Origin of the sequence: Rhizobium esperanzae, assembly GCF_014197615.1 — a bacterium.
Classification (GTDB): domain Bacteria; phylum Pseudomonadota; class Alphaproteobacteria; order Rhizobiales; family Rhizobiaceae; genus Rhizobium; species Rhizobium esperanzae_A.
In genome coordinates this window covers 60,638-77,017 of sequence record NZ_JACIFY010000014.1, presented here as the reverse complement: position 1 = coordinate 77,017, position 16,380 = coordinate 60,638, and the positions used below count along the sequence as shown (strand labels likewise).

Genomic DNA, 16,380 nt, shown 5'->3' with positions numbered 1-16,380 from the left:
CCGCTCTGCCAACCATCCCGGCCTCGATTCCATCTCCGCGGTTTCCTGCCAAAGTCGTCGACCGCCCAGCACCGTGCTGACAAAAGGCCACCAAGCCTGCAGCTCAGACCATAGCTCCGACCTGAAACGCGTCGCTTTCACCCGGCGTCAACTCAAGCGGCCAGATGATGTTGCAGGCCTCATCAGGATAGACCTCCCGATAGGCCGGCATGTTGGCGAGAAGCATCCGGCCGAGCGCGGCGCCGAGGTCGTAGAGCGACATGCGAAAGCAGCTGAGCGACGGTTGCAGGAACTGCGCCCGCGGAGCGTCGCGGAAGCCGATCACCGCAAGGTCGCGGCCGGGTATGACGCCCGATTCCATCAGGCGGCGGTAAAGGCCGATTGCCATCAGCTCGTAGATCAGGATCACCGCCGTCGGCCGCTCTTCAAGCAGCAGCAGCTCATGCGCCGCCTGATAACCGCCCTGTTCGCTCGACCTGACGCGGATGACGAGCGACGGGTCGAAGGCGATATCGTGGCGTTCGAGCGCGCGGCGATAACTGTCGAGAAAGACGTAGCCGAGGTTGACCTCGCTCGATGGCGCGGTGATCGCGATCCGGCGATGGCCGCGCGCGATCAGCCGCTCGACGGCACGGTCGGCCACGCCCTCGAAATCGAGATCGATCCAGGGGGAATTGCTGGCCGAAACACTGCGGCCGACGGCAACGAAGGGGATCTTTGCCCGCGACAGAAGATCGATGCGCCGGTCGATGCGCTGCGTGTTCGAGATGATCATCGCATCGACGATGCGTCGCGCCACCATGCGCTTCAGATATTCGTGCGGGTCCTCGTCGCTCGGGCAGGGCAGCATGATCAGGTCGAGTTTGTGGCGGGCAAAGACGCTCTGCAGGCCGCTGATGACGCCGAGAAAGAAGTTGTCGGCATTTTCGACCGCCTCGGCGCTGGATTCAATCATCAAGCCGATGACCTTCGTCTCGCCCTGCCTCAGGCTCCGTCCCGATTGATTGGCGACGTAGCCGAGTTCCTCGGCTGCGGCCAGCACGCGGCGCCGCGTTTCGTCGTTGACATCAGGCTTGCCGTTCAGCGCCCGAGAGACCGTGCCGATCGAAATATCCAACTGCTCGGCAAGCTGGCGGATCCCCTTCATCGCTGTTGATTTTCCCCGATCTGCAATTTCGCATTTGGCGTCTATTGACATCGCAAAATGTTTCCGCCACCATTCGTAAACGTTTACGGAGTGCGTGTCACGAGGAGAGTTGGCGCCATTCCCTGGAGGAAATCGTGAAATTCAGTGCCATTCTGTGCGGGTGCGGAGCTATGTCCAAAGGTTGGTTGCGCGCCATCGCTTCCAACCCTCAACTCGCCGAGTCTATCGCCGTCGTCGGCCTCGTCGACCTGAACCGGGAGACGGCGGAAAAGCTCGCCGCCGAGTTCGGTCTGGAAGGCGCCGCCATCGGCTCTGACCTGTCCGAAGTCATCGCTGCCACCAAGGCCGATCTGGTCTTTGACATCGTCATTCCGGCCGCGCGCTACGACGTTGTTTCGACGGCGCTGAAGGCCGGCTGCCATGTGCTGAGCGAAAAGCCGATGGCCGCCTCGCTCGCAGAAGGGGCCGCGCTGATCGATCTCGCCACCGAGACCGGCCGCATCCATGCCGTCATCCAGAACCGCCGTTTCATCTCGGGGATCCGGCGCCTGCGCCGTTTCGTCGACAGCGGCGCGATCGGCGAACTCACCGGCATCCATTGCGACTTTTTCCTCGCGCCGCATTTCGGCGGCTTCCGCGAAGACATGGACAATGTGCTGCTTCTCGACATGGCGATCCACACCTTCGATGCCGCCCGCTACGTCGCGGATAAAAAGCCGCTCGCCGTCTATTGCGTCGAGCGCAATCCGAAGGGTTCATGGTACCGGCACGGCGCGTCGGCGAACGCGATATTCGAATTTTCCGACGACATCGTGTTCACCTATCGCGGCTCCTGGTGTGCCGAAGGCGAGCGCACCAGCTGGGAAAGCCAGTGGCGGCTCGTCGGCTCGAAGGGAATGCTGACCTGGGACGGCGAGGAGAGCTTCAAAGCGGCCGTCGCGGGGCAAGAGCCCGGCCTCTTGCACGGCTTTGTTTCCGTAAACGTTCCCGGTCCGGAGCACGACGAGGAAACCCACGGCCACGCCAGCGTCATTGCCGATTTCATCGCGGCAATCCGCACCGGCAAGCAGCCCGAGACCGTCAATTCCGACAATATCAGAAGCCTTGCCATGGTCTTCGGCGCGATCGAAAGCGCCAAGACCGGCCGGCGCATCGAAATTTCAGCATAGGATGAGTGACGTGAGCAACCCTGCAAAATCCATTCGCATCGGCACCATGGTCAGCGGCAACAAGGGCGATGCCGCCGCGCGCATCGGCCAGATCGCCGACCTCGGCTTCGAGAGCTTCGAACCCTTCTTCTGGCAGACGACGAAGGGCCAGAACCTCGCCGAACTCGGCAAACGCTGCCTCGATGCGATCGGCGACCGCGACATCACCATCTCGACGCTCGGCATGTTCGGCAATCCACTGGAAGAAGACGCGATCGACCTGGAGACGCTGCAGGGTTGGAAGGACTGCATCGACAACGCCCATCACTTCGGCGCCACCTGCGTCGCCGGCTTCACCGGCCGCATTCGCGGCAAGCCGCTGACCGACAGTCTGCCGCGCTACAGAGAGATCTGGAGCGAGCTCGCCAAGCGCGCCGCCGACAAGGGCATCAGGATCGCCTTCGAGAATTGTGCCATGGACGGCAATTGGGCAAGCGGCGATTGGAACATCGCGCATAATCCCGATGCCTGGGAACTGATGTTCAACGAGACGCCGGATGATCATATCGGGCTGGAGTGGGAACCGTGCCATCAGATGGTCTATCTGATCGACCCCATGCCGCAGATCCGCAAATGGGCGCACAAGATCTTCCACGTTCACGGCAAGGACGCGACCATCCGCTGGGAGGTCATCAAGGAACACGGTATCTTCGGCAAGGAGAAATTCGTCTTCATGCGCACGCCGGGCTTTGGCGACAGCAACTGGACCGACATCATTTCCGAACTGCGCCTTGCCGGCTGGTCGGGTTCGATCGACATCGAAGGCTGGCACGATCCGGTCTATCGCGACGAACTCGAAATGACTGGTCAGATTCACGGGCTCAACTATCTGAAGAAATGCCGGGGCGGAGATTTCGTTGTTGATCCCTGATCGACGCCTAAGGTGGGGCGCCGCCGGCTGGGAGGCCTGGCGGGGCACCACGACTGACTAACTTGGTCTTTTCGCGGCGCAGCCGCTTCTTTGGGAGGAAAGCATGAAAAGAATTGCAAGACTTGCGCTGGCACTCGGCACGGCGATGCTGATGACATCGATCGGCCATGCCGAGCAGAAGACCTTCAAGATCTGGTGGTTCGAGGAGCCGACCACGGCTCAGGGCATTGTCTGGAAGAAAGCGCTCGAGGAGTTCAAGACGAAACATCCGGACGTTACCGTCAGCTTCGAGCAGAAGACCTTTCAGCAATTGCAGGCCTCAGGCGGCATGATCCTCAATTCCGATCAGGCCCCCGACGTGCTCGAGTACAACAAGGGCAATGCGACCGCTGGCCTGGTTGCAAGCCAGGGATTGCTGACCAATCTGGATGCCTATGTGAAGAAGGAAGGCTGGGACAAGATCCTTAACGAAGGCGATTTTGTCCTAAGCCGTTATGACGAAAAGGGCATCTATGGCTCCGGCCCCGTCTGGGGCGTCTCGGTCTTCGGCGAATATGTTTCGTGCTTCTACAATATCGACATGTTCGAAAAGGCAGGCCTCAAGCCGCCGACGACGCTCGAAGAGTGGGTCGCCAGCATGGAAGCCTTCAAGCAGAAGGGTCTCACACCTCTCGCGCTCGGCGCCATCGACACCAGTGGCCAGCACTTGCTTGCCTCTCTCGCCTATACCAAGGCTGATGACGCCTGGGTCCAGAATTATCAGGGTTTGAAGGCCCCCCTCGACGGCGCGCCCTACCTCTATGCGGCGCAGACATTGGTCGACTGGGTCGGCAAGGGCTACATCAACAAAGACTCCACGGGCATGAAGGACACGGACGCGGCTCTGCTCTTTACCTCCGGCAAGGCGCCGATGTACGTCTCGGGCACGTGGAATCTCGGCACTTTCGCCTCGACCATCAAGGACTTCAAGTGGGGTCAGTTCGTCATTCCGACGCCGAAATATTCGGTCGGCTCGACAGGCAATCTCTGGGTCGTTCCCAAGGGTAGCCAGAATCCCGATCTCGCCGCCGAGTGGATCAGCCTGACCTTGTCGCCGAAATACCAAGCTGAACTCGGCAATGCCGGCGGCGTGCCGATCGCCGCTGATCTTTCCGCCATCACCAACCCCATCGGCAAGAACGCCGCAGCTGTTTTCAAGCAGATCTCTGACAAAAATGGCCTCGGTTTCTATCCTGACTGGCCGGTCCCCGGCTACTACGACGTGCTCAATCAGAAAGACACCGGTCTCTTCCAGGGCAGTCTGACCGCGGAGCAGTTCGTCGAACAGATCAAGCAGGTTTACGACGACGCGCAGGAAAATCAGTAGCGCGACCTTGAACGCTGGGCTGCGCCTCTGGCGCAGCCCATTCTGCGAGGCTGAAGGAAGAATGATATGGCCATATCCAGCCAGCGATCGAGCGACGCTTCACGAAGCTATAGCCTCTACCTCATCCCAGGGGCGATCGGCTTCATCCTGATCGTACTCATACCGCAGCTTGCTAATCTCGGGCTGAGCTTCACGGCATGGAAAGGCGTTGGCACGCCGCGACCGGTCGGCCTGCAGAACTATCATCGCCTGCTTACGGACGATCAATTCTGGGGATCGATGTATCACACGCTGCTGTTCATCGTCTCGATGACCGTGATACCGGTGTGCATCGGCCTGGTGCTGGCCGCTTTGCTGTTCGACTATGTCAGGGATCAATTCGGGGAATGGGTCTCAAGCTTCTTCAGGGCCGGCTTTTACTTGCCGCAGATTCTGCCCGTAACGGTCGCGGGCGTGCTCTGGGGCTGGATTCTCAATCCCGTCGGCGTCATCAACATCACGCTAAAGGCCGTCGGCCTCGATAATCTCGCCCAGAACTGGATCGGCGATGCGACATACGCGCTTGCTGCCGTTTCGCTCGTCATTGTCTGGATACAGGTCGGCTATTGCTTGGTGGTTTTCATGGCCGGTCTTTCGCGCATCGACCCTTCTCTCTACGAGGCTGCCGAGCTCGATGGGGCAAACTGGTGGAGCCGGCTGGTGACGATCACCATTCCGCTTCTGGCGCCGGAGATTTTCGTCGTTGTGCTGACCACGCTGATCGCAGCGCTTAAAGTCTTTGCGCCAATCTTTGTCATCACTGCCGGCGGCCCCGACAATTCCACCCTCGTGCCATCCTATCTGACTTACTACCACTTCTTCACAACACAGCGCGTCGGCTACGCCGCGGCCATCGCGGTCGTGCAAACGACTCTGACGATCGCTTTGGCCGTGATTTTCCTACGCTTCCAGAGCCAGCAGGAGGCGAAGGAGTAGATCATGGCTTACTCAGTTCTCAGCGACGGTACGACCAAGGCAAAAGCGACGGCGCCAGCAGATCGCGCGCGGCGCGATCCCATGCGGTGGGTGGTGCTGGCCATCCTTATTCTACTCCTCGCCTTTACGCTCTTTCCCTTTTTCCTTGCTCTGCTCAACGCCGTCAAGGCGAGCGCCGAATACGCAGCCGGTGGACCGCTTTCGATTCCTCGGTCGATCGATCTCACGGCGATCGAGAAATTCTGGACGGTGTCTGATTTCGGCCGCAAGCTGCTCAACAGCGTGGTGATCAGTCTCGCTGTGTCGGTGTTGGGGGTACTCATAAGCCTATTCAACGCCTATGCGATTGGGGTCGGCAAAGTGCCGGGTTCGCGCGTGATCCTGGTGGTCTTTCTTCTCGGCATCATGGTGCCGCAGGAGTCGATCATTTACCCGCTTTACTACATGGCGAAAGCGAGCGGCCTCTACGATACGCAGCTTTCCGTGATCATCATTTTCGCGGTCCTGCAAAGCGCTTTCGGGACTTACCTGCTCTCGACCGTGCTGAGTACCTTTCCCAAGGAAATCCTCGAAGCGGCGGAGATGGACGGCTCGACCCACTGGAAAACGTTGTGGTTCGTCGTCGTCCCGATGCTGAGGCCGACGCTGATGGTCCTGGGAACCTTCTTTTTCATCTGGACTTGGAACGAATTCCTGATCCCGCTCGTCATGCTGGTGTCCAACAACAACCAGACGGTCTCGGTCGCCATGGGCCTCACCCGCGGTCAGAACATGTCGGACCCGGTGCTGCAGGCCTCGGCGGCTTTCCTGGGCATCATACCGACCGTGATCTTCTTCCTGATCTTCCAGCGCACGCTAACGCGCGGCATCGCCGCTGGAGCAGTCAAATGATGACGTCTTTCACCCTTGACCATCCCATCGGTCCCGGTTGGGGACCAGCAAGGTTTTCAGCATGAGCCAGGACATCCAAATCGAACTCTTGGGCGTCGAGAAGCACTATGGCGCCTTTCACGCGCTTAAGAACGTCAACCTTTCAATTCCCAAGGGCACGTTCGTGGCGCTGGTCGGTCCATCCGGATGCGGCAAGTCCACGTTGCTCCGTTCGCTTGCCGGGCTGGAAAAAATTACCGGCGGCACGCTGAAAATTGCCGGCGAGGTGATGAACGACGTGCCGCCGCGGGCACGCGATATCGCCATGGTTTTTCAGAGTTACGCCCTCTATCCACATATGACGGTGGAACAGAACCTGACCTATTCGCTGAAAATGCACGGCGTCCCTGAAGCTGAGGCAAAGCAGAAAGCCGAGGAAGTCGCTGTCATCACCGGTCTTTCCCGCTTGCTCGACCGTTATCCCCGCCAGCTTTCCGGGGGCCAACGGCAGCGCGTCGCCATGGGCCGCGCCATTATCCGCAACCCCCAGGCCTTCCTGTTCGACGAGCCGCTTTCCAACCTTGATGCCGCGCTGCGTGTGTCGATGCGCAAGGAAATCCGCGCCCTGCACGACCGGCTGGGCGCCACTTTCGTCTACGTCACGCACGACCAGGTCGAGGCGATGACGATGGCTGATCACGTGGTTGTCATGCGCGACGGCATCATCGAACAGCAGGGTGCGCCGCTGGACCTTTACGACCGGCCGGCCAACCGCTTCGTCGCCGGTTTCATCGGATCGCCGGCGATGAATTTCATTCCGGCGATCGCCGCCGAAGACGGTAAGAACCTGATTCTGGATTTTGGCGCGGTGAAGCCGCGGCTTGCGATCGCACGCACCGTCGAACCGGGGCGCCAACTCATCGTCGGCATTCGCCCGGAGCACATCGAGGTGCTTGCACCCGGGCAGGGCAGCTTCGATGTGCCGATCGCCTTCGTCGAATCGACGGGCTCCTCGACCTTCATCGTCGCGGCGACGCAGCCGGAACTGACCATCGTCGAGACCCGGCGTGACAAGGTCAGGCCAGGGGAGATGATCGGGCTTTCGGTCGACCCGGCCCAGGTCCATCTCTTTGACGCATCGACCGAGCGCCTGATATAAGACCCGTCAGGCGCGGGCGGCTTCATAAAACCATCATCGGTCTCTGCGAAGGGAGTGGCTCCGCACGATTCACGTCGTCATATCTGCAGCATCCGGATTTTCCACATGACATCCTCCCCGATATCAGCGCGCCTTTCCCCGAACGCGTCATCCCGCCTCATCGTGCTTGCCGAAACGGTGCTGAAGGCGGGCGAGACCGCCCGTCGCTCGTTGCGGCGGCGGACATCCGGGGAAATGCTTGCCAAGGCGCCGCGCGATTACCAGACCGAGATCGATGTCGCCGTCGAGCGGATTATCGTCGATGAGATGATCAAGGCCTTTCCGGATTATGCCATCCAGGGCGAGGAAGCCGTCGGCAACCGCACGGCCGGGCCGGAAACGCCGATAATCTATATCGACCCGATCGACGGCACCACCAATTACGCCTGGGGCCTCCCGCATTTCGGCATGACGATCTCGATTGCCGAAGGCGGCAGGCTGGTTGCCGGCGTCGTCTATGACGCCATGCTGGATGAGCTGTTCAGCGCCGAACTCGGCGGCGGCGCTTATCTCAATGGCGAGCGCATCGGCTGCGCCGATGTCGCCGACATCGAAAACGTGCTGATCGGCGCCGGTCTGCCGATCCCCGGCCAGGTCAAGGCGGTTGCGGAGGAGACCTATTTTGACGCCGTCAAACGCTTGATGGCCAACACGGCGGGCGTGCGCCGCCTGGGCTCGGCGGCTCTGTCGATCGCCTATGTCGCCTGCGGCCGGCTGGACGGCTTCTTCGAGGACGGGCTGTCGATCCATGATTTCGGCGCCTCGGCGCTGATGGTCGAAGAGGCAGGCGGCATCGTCACCCGGTTTTCCGGCGCGGCCGTCGACGGAAAAGGCGATATCCTTGCCGCCAGCAAGGCGCTGCATCCCTGGCTCAAGGACGGTTTCTCGACCAAGGCTTAACCGCGTTAGACCGGCAGCAGTCGAACCGCCTCGGCATCGCTCTTTGACGGCATCGACTGATGCACGAGGGCGTTGTCGCGGAAGGCAAAAAAGCTCGCGAAGCTCGGCTCGACCTTCATTCCAGCCTGGAACCTCTCATCCGGCGCCACCATCGCCTTCAGGCGGGTGCCATCGGCAAGATCGACATCGACGATCTTGTGCGTACCGAAATCGACGGTGCGGTGGACAGTCGCCGCATTCGCCCGCTCAGAGGGATGGATCGCCAGTGCTTCAGGGCGGCTGGCAAGCGTCACCGGCCCGTCGTCGACAGGAACGGCGAGCGGGAAAAGAGGATGCTCGCAGACACCGTTTCTGATGTGGCTCTGGACGAAATTCATCGAGCCGATGAAACCGGCGACGAAGGCCGTCTGCGGCCGCCGGTAGATGATGCTCGGCGGCGCGATCTGCTCGGTGCCGCCGTCACGCATGACGACAATGCGGTCGGCAAGCGCCAGGGCCTCGTCCTGGCCGTGGGTGACGAAGAGCGTGGTAATGCCCAAGCGCTGTTGGATGTCGCGCACTTCCTCCCGCAATCTTTCGCGCAGGTGCTGGTCGAGGCTGGCGAAGGGTTCGTCGAGCAGGATTTTTGGCTCGAGCACCAGCGAGCGGGCAAGTGCAACACGCTGCTGCTGCCCGCCCGACAATTGCGTCGTTATCCGGCGTCCGTAGTCAACAAGGCCGACCAGAGCGAGCGCATTTTCGACGCGCTCGCGGATCTCGGCTTTCGGCAGCCGGCGCAGCTTCAGGCCGAAGGCGATGTTGTTGAAGACGTCCATATGCGTCCAGAGCGCATGGCTCTGGAACACCATCCCGGTCGGGCGCCGCTCGGGCGGCAGGTTCGTCACGTCCTTGGCATCGATGCGGATCGTTCCGCCGCTCGGCCGCTCGAAGCCGCCGATCATCCGCAACAAGGTCGACTTGCCGGAGCCGGACGGGCCGAGCAGGCAGACGAGCTCACCGTCGCCCACTTCGAGTGAAAAATCGCGAACGGCAAAGGTGGTTCCGAACAGCTTCGAAACGCCCTCGATCGCCAGATGTGCCATTCTCAAACCTTTCCCTGAATTGCTGTTTGACGCTTTACGCGCCAAAACCTCTCGCAAAGGCGCCGGTGCCGACGATGCGGCGCGCAAACATCAGCGCGATGAAGGACGGCACCCACAGCATGACGGAGAGTACGGCGCCGTATTGCACGACGATCTGATTGTTGATGAAGCTGATCATCAGCACCGGCATGGTGCGGATCTCCGGCGCACCGATCAGCCAGGCGCCTTCGGTTTCGTAAAAGGTGCCGACGAAGGTCAAAAGCAGCGCGGCGGATATGGTCGGCGCGGCCTGCGGCAGCGTGATCGACCAGAAGACGCGCAGCGGCGCAGCACCCGCGTCGCGCGCCGCCTCTTCCATGCGCCGGTCGACATTCTGGAAGGCTGCGACCGGAATCCAGATCATCAGCATCAGCGTGCCGACGAGCTGGATCAGCACGACGCCCCAGAAGGTGCTGATCAGACCGAGCTGCAGGAAGATGCCGGCAATGGCAACGAGCAGGCCGAATTTCGGAAAGGCATGTGACGCCAAGAACGATAGGAAGAGGATGTTCCTGCCGGGGAAGCGCAGGCGCGCAAAAGCATAGGCCGCGGGAAGACAGATGACGGCGGACAGAACGGTGACTGTCGCCGTCAATCGCAGACTGAGGAGGAGGGCTTCCCAGACATCGGATCGCGCCAGCGTCTGGCCCCAGAAGCGCAGGCCGAATTGCTGTGGGATCACCGAGGGGTAGCGCCAGACTTCGCTGAAGGCCCAGGTTCCGACCACGATCAGCGGCAGCGCGATGAACAGCGTCAGCAGGCATGCGAAGGCCATGCCGATCCAGTCGAAGCGAAGGGCGGTGCCCGGTCTGCCGCCACTCATGGCCGGGCCTCGCGGTTGCGGGCGATCGATCTGATATAGAAGATGCCGAAGACGAGGCAAAAACAGAAAGTGATGACGGCCTGGGTCATGGCGTTGAGCGGATCGTTCATATCGGCGAAGGTGCGCTGCATGAACGGCCCCATCATTTCGGGCGATGCGGGGCCGAGCACATAGGGAAGGGTGAAGGCGGAGAAGATGCCGAGCACCGCAAAGGAAGCGGTCACCAGTAGCGAATTACCCATGCGCGGCAGGATGATCGAGACGAAGACCCGCAGCGGCCTTGCGCCGACATCGCGGGCGGCCTCGATGGCGCTGTTCGATACGGAGGAGAGCCCCGCCGTCAGCATCAGCACCGTGAGGGGAAGATTGTCCCAGACGAGACCGATCACCGGTCCCCACGGCGTCAGGTAAGGCGTACGCAGCTTCGGCAGACCGACCGCGTTCAGCAGCAGGTCGACGGTGCCGTTCGGCCCGATCGTCCGGATTAGCGCATAGGCGAGGATGATCGACGGCACGAACATCGGGAAGATCGCCAGGCCCTGCACATAGGCTGCAAGGCGCCCCTGCGAGAAGCGAAGATAGAGCGCAATCGGAAGGCCGATCGCCACAAGCAGGACGCCGCAGACGGCTGTGGTCCAGAGCGTTACCCAGAGATTGGCGAGGCTGTAGCCGTCGGTGAAGAAGAAGCGATAGGAGGCGAGCGAAAATTCCCTCGCGCCGTCAGGGCTGCGAACGAAGATCGTGCCGACGACCGCCGAGAAAATCGGAAAGATGATCAGCCAGGCCAGCAGGAACACCGGCAGGGCAACGAGGAGGAGCCCGATCGCGCTCCCCCTGTTGATGGACCGGTGACGGGGCAGAGCCGCCGGCGCGGTGTTGGCGGACATCAGGTGCGGCTGATGTTGGGAGCGACGTTGCGATACCAGCCGTCGTTGATCGTCGTTTCCCAATCGCCGGCGGGGAAGGTCGGGATGGTCGACGGAATGACGTCGGCATATTTTTTGCGGAGATCATCGGAGATATGATCCCAGGAGACGGCCGGGAAACCGCCGATCTGGGTGATGATCGCTTCCTGCATTTCCGTGGTCAGCATGAAAGCGGCGAGTTTCAGCGCCGCATCCTTGTTGGCGCCGTTCGAAAACACCGTCATGGCGGAGAAGCCGCCGCAAAGGGCGAGATCGCCGAGCTGCACGAGGCCGGTTGTCTCAGGCAGCACACCCTGGGCGATCGCCTGCAGCACCTGATCCGACCAGACCGGCACCATGGTGACGACGCCCTGGGCGAGCAGCTGAATCGACTGGGTGTTGCCTGATGTATAGGCGCCCTTGTCGTAGAGCGAGGGGGCGAGATCGTTGAGGATCTTCCAGGCCGGCGGCAGCGCCTGGGAGGCGAAGTCGGCGGTGAAATTGTCGATCTTGAACTTCTTCGGATCGCGGCCGTTGACCTCATGGATGGCGCGGCGGACGAAGTTGCCGCCCGAACCGCCCTTGTCCGGACGGTTGTAAATGAACTGACCCGGATTGGCCTTGATCCAGGTGGTGAGCTGCTCCCAGCTCTTCGGCGCGTTTTTCGGGTCAAGCTTGGTCGTGTCGTAGGCGAGCAGGACCTGCGAACCGCGATAGGGAAGTGAGTAGGGGGTGTCGAAGGCGAGCGGGTTGATGCGGTCGTAGCCTTCGATGTTTTCGGCAGAGAATTTGACCCAGAGGCCGGCATCGATACCGCCGGAAGGCAGACGCGGATCGAATACCTCGAAGAGGTCGGCCTGGGGATCGGTCTTCGTCTTCAGCGCCGCAAGCGCACGGTCGGCGATCGCACGCAAGCCGCTATTGTCGCCGGCATCGGTGACCTTCAGGGCGACGTCAGGATGCGCTTTTTCGAAGGCCGGGCGGATGATGTTGTTCCAGAGATCGATGATGTTGGCATCCGAACCGCTATAGAGGTCGATGGTGCCGGCCGCGGCCGATGCGAAGCGCGGAAGAGCCAGAAGACCGGCCGCAGCCGACGAGGTGATCAGAAATTCACGCCTATTCATAACCGTCTCCATCAGGTGTCGAGGCTCTGCCTCCGCGGATTGTCGAAGACTTGCTAGCGCCGGCGCGTAACATCGACATGACAGGACAGGGGCTGTTCGAAGGGAAATTGCACAGCTGTGCTTGTTTCCGCCTTATGGAAATCTGCGACGCCAGACACTATCTCTTGGCAAACAAGGAGATATCAAATGACCGAAGAACGTGCAGTGCTCGCCGGCGGCTGCTTCTGGGGCATGCAGGACCTCATCCGCCGGTACAATGGCGTGATTTCCACCCGCGTCGGTTATACCGGCGGCGACGTGCCGAATGCGACCTACCGCAACCACGGAACCCATGCCGAGGCGATCGAGATCCTCTTCGATCCCGCAAGGATCAGCTACCGCGAAATCCTCGAATTCTTCTTCCAGATCCATGACCCGAGCACGCGCAACCGCCAGGGCAACGACGTCGGCACGAGCTATCGCTCGGCGATTTTCTACACCGGCCCGGAGCAGGAGCGCGTCGCCCGCGATACGATCGCCGATGTCGATGCTTCAGGCCTGTGGCCCGGCAAGGTCGTGACCGAAGTCGTGCCGGTCAGCGATTTCTGGGAGGCCGAGCCCGAGCACCAGGATTATCTGGAGCGTATTCCGAACGGCTATACCTGTCACTTCGTCCGGCCCGGCTGGAAACTGCCGGCCCGCCAGAAGATCGCCTGACGCAATTCGCGCATGCATGCCGGAAACAATGCCGGCATGCATGGCGCGTATAGCTGCTCGGCAGGCGGGTCAGAACCCGGTGCGATCGGCGATGACACGCACCATTTCGTCGATGTCCCGATCGTGAATTTCGTGCCCGCCGCCAACAATCCGGTGCAGTTGGGCGGTCGGCGTGACACGGGTGAAGGCTTCTCCATGCTCGATCGGGAAGAGCGGGTCCGATGTGCCGTGGATTACGAGAACCGGCACGTCGATGCGCGACGCATGCAGCGTGGCGGCGCTATCCTCGCTCAACAGCATGAAATGGTTGGTCGCACTGACAAAGGACGCGGCCCGGCCCATGTCGCGTGCGATGAGGGCACTTGCCGCCTCGGCATCGTGCGGATGCCTGGTGCCGGCCAGCATGGCTGAATCGCCACGCAGGAAATCGGCGATGGCCCCAAGATCCGACCAGTCGAGACTTTCGGCAGCGGCGGAATGTTCCTTGTAAGCTTTGGTCGAAGAAGGCAGGCCGTCGACTCCGAGCGGCGACGAGCTGATCACGGTGAGTGTCCGCACGCGCCGGGGATGGCGCAAAGCGGCCTCTTGCGCTAGGAAACCGCCCATCGACATGCCCATCAGATGCGCGGCTTCAATTCCATAACCGTCGAGAACGGCAATGGCATCGTCGGCGAGATCGCTAAACGAATAGCCCGGCTCGCCCGGCGGGTAACACGTGGAAAGGCCGGTGTCGCGCTGGTCGTAGCGGATAACGTAGCGTCCTTGGGCGGCGAGTTCCTCACAGAACCTTTCCGGCCACCAGAGCATCGAAGACATCACCCCCATGATCAACAACACGGGCGGGTGGGCCGGATCGCCGAAGGCCTGGGTGTGCAGTTGCACATCTTGGAATGCGACGATCTTTTCGGCGACGAGAGTTGATCCGGTCATTTCCATACCCCACCCTTTCCGATTGCAATTCGCAATCAGTCTCCATCTTGCATAACTGATCCTAATATGCAATCTGTTTTGGCACGCGAAACCCCTCCACGCATCAGACTGAAGATTGATCCTCGAACCAAGCAGAGTGAGTGTATGGCGTTGGATCGTGCCGACTTTTACGACGCGGAATTGGCGAGACACAATCGACACCTGTATATTGCTGCCGGCGTTGCCCCCGGTGACCGGGTGCTCGATATCGGCTGCGGCGCGGGCCAGACGACGCGCGAGGCCGCCCGCGCCGCGCCGCAAGGAGAAGCGGTCGGAGTGGATACTTCAGCCGAGATGCTCGAAGTCGCAAGGCGACGGAGTGCTGCGGAAGGTTTGCGAAATGTGGTGTTCGAGCAGGCAGACGCGCAATTCCATGCCTTTCCCGCTGCCGGCGTCGACCTCTGCATCAGCCGGTTCGGCGTGATGTTTTTTGCCGATCCGGCAGCTGCCTTTGCCAATATCGGCAGGGCGATGCGTCCGAGTGCGCGCCTTGTGTGGATGGTATGGCAAAGCCGGGAGCATAACGAGTGGTCCGGCGCCATACGGCAAGCGCTGGCGCCCGGAACCGCGGTTTCGGCAGATGGTCCCAATCCGTTTTCGCTTGGCGATCCGCCCATTGCGAAGGGCCTTTTGAGCACCGCGGGTTTTACATCGATCGACTTTGCCGACGTGCGAGAGCCGGTCTTCTATGGACCGGACGTCGATGCGGCTTCCGATGCGCTCGCCGGCCTTTATCTTGTGAAGGACGCGCTCGCGCGCACCGATGAGCCGCCCGGCAAACCGCTGCAGCGTCTACGCGATTTGCTGGAGGCGCATATGACGCCGGAGGGTGTGTTTTTCGACTCCCGTGCCTGGATCATCACGGCTCGCCGAGCAGGCATCGTCGCGTCTCAATAGCGCGGTGCGTAGTCCAGGCCGCCGTCGATCCGAGCCGGACGCCCATCCAGGAAAAGCTCGCCGATGCGCGGCGTCGAGCGGGCGACGACCTTGCCGCGGCGGATCACCGCCAGCCGGTTCGGCTTCAGCCGCAGCGCTTCCAACGTGTCTCGCGCCTGGAGGATGACCAGGTCGGCGTTGCATCCCTTCGCCAGGCCGTAACCCGTCAGTCCCATCGTCTTCGCCGAATTGACGGTCAGGGCGTCGAAGATCTTCTTCTTGTCCTCGATGCCTGCCATCTGCGCGACATGGATCGCCATATGGCCGACCTCCAGCATGTCGCCCGATCCCATCGAATACCACGGGTCCATGACGCAATCGTGCCCGAAGGAGACGTTGAGCCCGGCATCCATCAATTCCCTCACGCGGGTCATGCCGCGGCGTTTCGGATAGGTATCGTGCCGGCCCTGCAGCATGATGTTGATCAGCGGATTGGGGATGACGTTGATCTCGGCCTCCGCCATCAGCGGAATGAGCTTGGAGACATAGTAATTGTCCATCGAGTGCATCGAGGTCAGATGCGAGCCGGCGACACGTCCCTGCAGGCCGAAGCGAATGGTCTCAGCCGCCAGCGTCTCGATATGGCGCGAGAGCGGATCGTCGGTTTCGTCGCAATGCATGTCGACCGGCAGGCCGCGATCGGCGGCGATGCGGCAGAGCGCCTCGACCGAGGCCGTCCCTTCGCCCATCGTCCGTTCGAAGTGCGGAATGCCGCCGACGATATCGACGCCCATGTCGAGCGCCCGGTTAAGCGCATCGATCGCGCCCGGCGAGCGATAATAGCCGTCCTGGGGGAAGGCGACCAGTTGCAGGTCGATATAGGGCGCCACCTTTTCGCGGACCTCGATCATCGCTTCGACCGTCACCAGCCTGGGATCGCTGGTATCGACATGGCTGCGGATGAAGAGCAGGCCTTGCGTCACCGCCAGATCGCAATAGCGCAGCGCACGGTCGACCAGCTCTTCCTTCGTCACGATGGGGCGCAGCTCCCCCCAGAGCGCGATGCCTTCGAGCAGCGTGCCGGAGACGTTCATGCGCGGCAGTCCGAGCGACAGGGTGGCGTCCATGTGAAAATGCGGATCGACGAACGGCGGGCTGACCAGCCTGCCGGTCGCGTCGATTTCTTCGCCAGCCTGCGCCTGGAGATTGGGTTCGACGGCGATGATCCTGTCGCCCTCGATGCCGATATCGATGCCGGTGCGGCCATCGGGAAGATTTGCGTTTCTGACGATCAGATCGAACATCGGAGCCTCGTTGGATGTGGATGG

General features: G+C 61.4%; 16 protein-coding genes. 9 read left to right on the top strand and 7 right to left on the bottom strand.

All coding sequences use genetic code 11. From position 1 onward, the window contains the following. Positions 1 to 103: 103 nt before the first annotated feature. Complete coding sequence (locus GGD57_RS19030) at positions 104 to 1,147, bottom strand: substrate-binding domain-containing protein (protein ID WP_184471853.1); 1,044 nt, start codon at positions 1,145 to 1,147, stop codon at positions 104 to 106. A gap of 134 nt (positions 1,148 to 1,281) precedes the next feature. On the opposite strand from GGD57_RS19030, the gene GGD57_RS19025 reads away from it, so the two are divergent. The 7 genes from GGD57_RS19025 to GGD57_RS18995 all read left to right on the top strand — a co-directional run bounded on the left by GGD57_RS19025 (position 1,282) and on the right by GGD57_RS18995 (position 8,535). After that, positions 1,282 to 2,316: a Gfo/Idh/MocA family oxidoreductase gene (locus GGD57_RS19025; RefSeq protein WP_184471852.1), complete on the top strand. Its 1,035-nt coding sequence runs from the start codon at positions 1,282 to 1,284 to the stop codon at positions 2,314 to 2,316. 10 nt (positions 2,317 to 2,326) lie between these two features. Beyond that, positions 2,327 to 3,226, top strand: a complete 900-nt coding sequence (locus tag GGD57_RS19020; RefSeq protein ID WP_184471851.1) for a TIM barrel protein — start codon at positions 2,327 to 2,329, stop codon at positions 3,224 to 3,226. A gap of 103 nt (positions 3,227 to 3,329) precedes the next feature. Next, positions 3,330 to 4,592 carry an ABC transporter substrate-binding protein gene (locus tag GGD57_RS19015; protein ID WP_184471850.1) on the top strand — a complete coding sequence of 421 codons (1,263 nt, stop codon included), beginning with the start codon at positions 3,330 to 3,332 and terminating at the stop codon, positions 4,590 to 4,592. A 66-nt stretch (positions 4,593 to 4,658) separates the two neighbouring features. After that, positions 4,659 to 5,567, top strand: coding sequence for a carbohydrate ABC transporter permease (locus GGD57_RS19010; RefSeq protein WP_184471849.1), 909 nt, complete (start codon positions 4,659 to 4,661; stop codon positions 5,565 to 5,567). A gap of 3 nt (positions 5,568 to 5,570) precedes the next feature. Then, positions 5,571 to 6,458 carry a carbohydrate ABC transporter permease gene (locus GGD57_RS19005; RefSeq protein WP_184471848.1) on the top strand — a complete coding sequence of 296 codons (888 nt, stop codon included), beginning with the start codon at positions 5,571 to 5,573 and terminating at the stop codon, positions 6,456 to 6,458. A 61-nt stretch (positions 6,459 to 6,519) separates the two neighbouring features. Further along, positions 6,520 to 7,596 (top strand): ABC transporter ATP-binding protein, encoded by a 1,077-nt coding sequence (locus GGD57_RS19000; protein WP_184471847.1) that lies wholly within the window; start codon positions 6,520 to 6,522, stop codon positions 7,594 to 7,596. 105 nt (positions 7,597 to 7,701) lie between these two features. After that, positions 7,702 to 8,535 carry an inositol monophosphatase family protein gene (locus GGD57_RS18995; protein WP_184471846.1) on the top strand — a complete coding sequence of 278 codons (834 nt, stop codon included), beginning with the start codon at positions 7,702 to 7,704 and terminating at the stop codon, positions 8,533 to 8,535. Positions 8,536 to 8,540: 5 nt separating this feature from the next. On the opposite strand, the gene GGD57_RS18990 is transcribed toward GGD57_RS18995, so the two are convergent. From GGD57_RS18990 to GGD57_RS18975, 4 genes are read right to left on the bottom strand one after another with little or no spacing between them, the layout of a single operon-like run. Next, positions 8,541 to 9,617 carry an ABC transporter ATP-binding protein gene (locus tag GGD57_RS18990; protein ID WP_184471845.1) on the bottom strand — a complete coding sequence of 359 codons (1,077 nt, stop codon included), beginning with the start codon at positions 9,615 to 9,617 and terminating at the stop codon, positions 8,541 to 8,543. 34 nt (positions 9,618 to 9,651) lie between these two features. Further along, on the bottom strand, positions 9,652 to 10,479 hold the full coding sequence (locus GGD57_RS18985; RefSeq protein ID WP_184471844.1) for an ABC transporter permease: 828 nt from the start codon (positions 10,477 to 10,479) through the stop codon (positions 9,652 to 9,654). After that, positions 10,476 to 11,366, bottom strand: coding sequence for an ABC transporter permease (locus tag GGD57_RS18980; protein ID WP_184471843.1), 891 nt, complete (start codon positions 11,364 to 11,366; stop codon positions 10,476 to 10,478). The genes GGD57_RS18985 and GGD57_RS18980 overlap by 4 nt, the downstream gene beginning before the upstream one ends. Further along, complete coding sequence (locus tag GGD57_RS18975) at positions 11,366 to 12,511, bottom strand: extracellular solute-binding protein (protein WP_184471842.1); 1,146 nt, start codon at positions 12,509 to 12,511, stop codon at positions 11,366 to 11,368. Before GGD57_RS18975 ends, GGD57_RS18980 begins: the two co-directional genes overlap by 1 nt. 186 nt (positions 12,512 to 12,697) lie before the next feature. On the opposite strand from GGD57_RS18975, the gene msrA reads away from it, so the two are divergent. Then, positions 12,698 to 13,207 carry a peptide-methionine (S)-S-oxide reductase MsrA gene (msrA, locus tag GGD57_RS18970; RefSeq protein ID WP_184471841.1) on the top strand — a complete coding sequence of 170 codons (510 nt, stop codon included), beginning with the start codon at positions 12,698 to 12,700 and terminating at the stop codon, positions 13,205 to 13,207. A 69-nt stretch (positions 13,208 to 13,276) separates the two neighbouring features. Here the strand turns inward: msrA and GGD57_RS18965 are convergent, their stop codons facing one another. Next, entirely contained in the window at positions 13,277 to 14,143 is an 867-nt protein-coding gene (locus tag GGD57_RS18965; protein ID WP_184471840.1) for an alpha/beta fold hydrolase, read from the bottom strand. Positions 14,144 to 14,281: 138 nt separating this feature from the next. On the opposite strand from GGD57_RS18965, the gene GGD57_RS18960 reads away from it, so the two are divergent. Continuing rightward, positions 14,282 to 15,073 (top strand): class I SAM-dependent methyltransferase, encoded by a 792-nt coding sequence (locus GGD57_RS18960; RefSeq protein WP_184471942.1) that lies wholly within the window; start codon positions 14,282 to 14,284, stop codon positions 15,071 to 15,073. On the opposite strand, the gene GGD57_RS18955 is transcribed toward GGD57_RS18960, so the two are convergent. Continuing rightward, positions 15,067 to 16,356: an amidohydrolase family protein gene (locus GGD57_RS18955; protein ID WP_184471839.1), complete on the bottom strand. Its 1,290-nt coding sequence runs from the start codon at positions 16,354 to 16,356 to the stop codon at positions 15,067 to 15,069. The genes GGD57_RS18960 and GGD57_RS18955 overlap by 7 nt on opposite strands. Between the last annotated feature and the right edge of the window lie 24 nt (positions 16,357 to 16,380).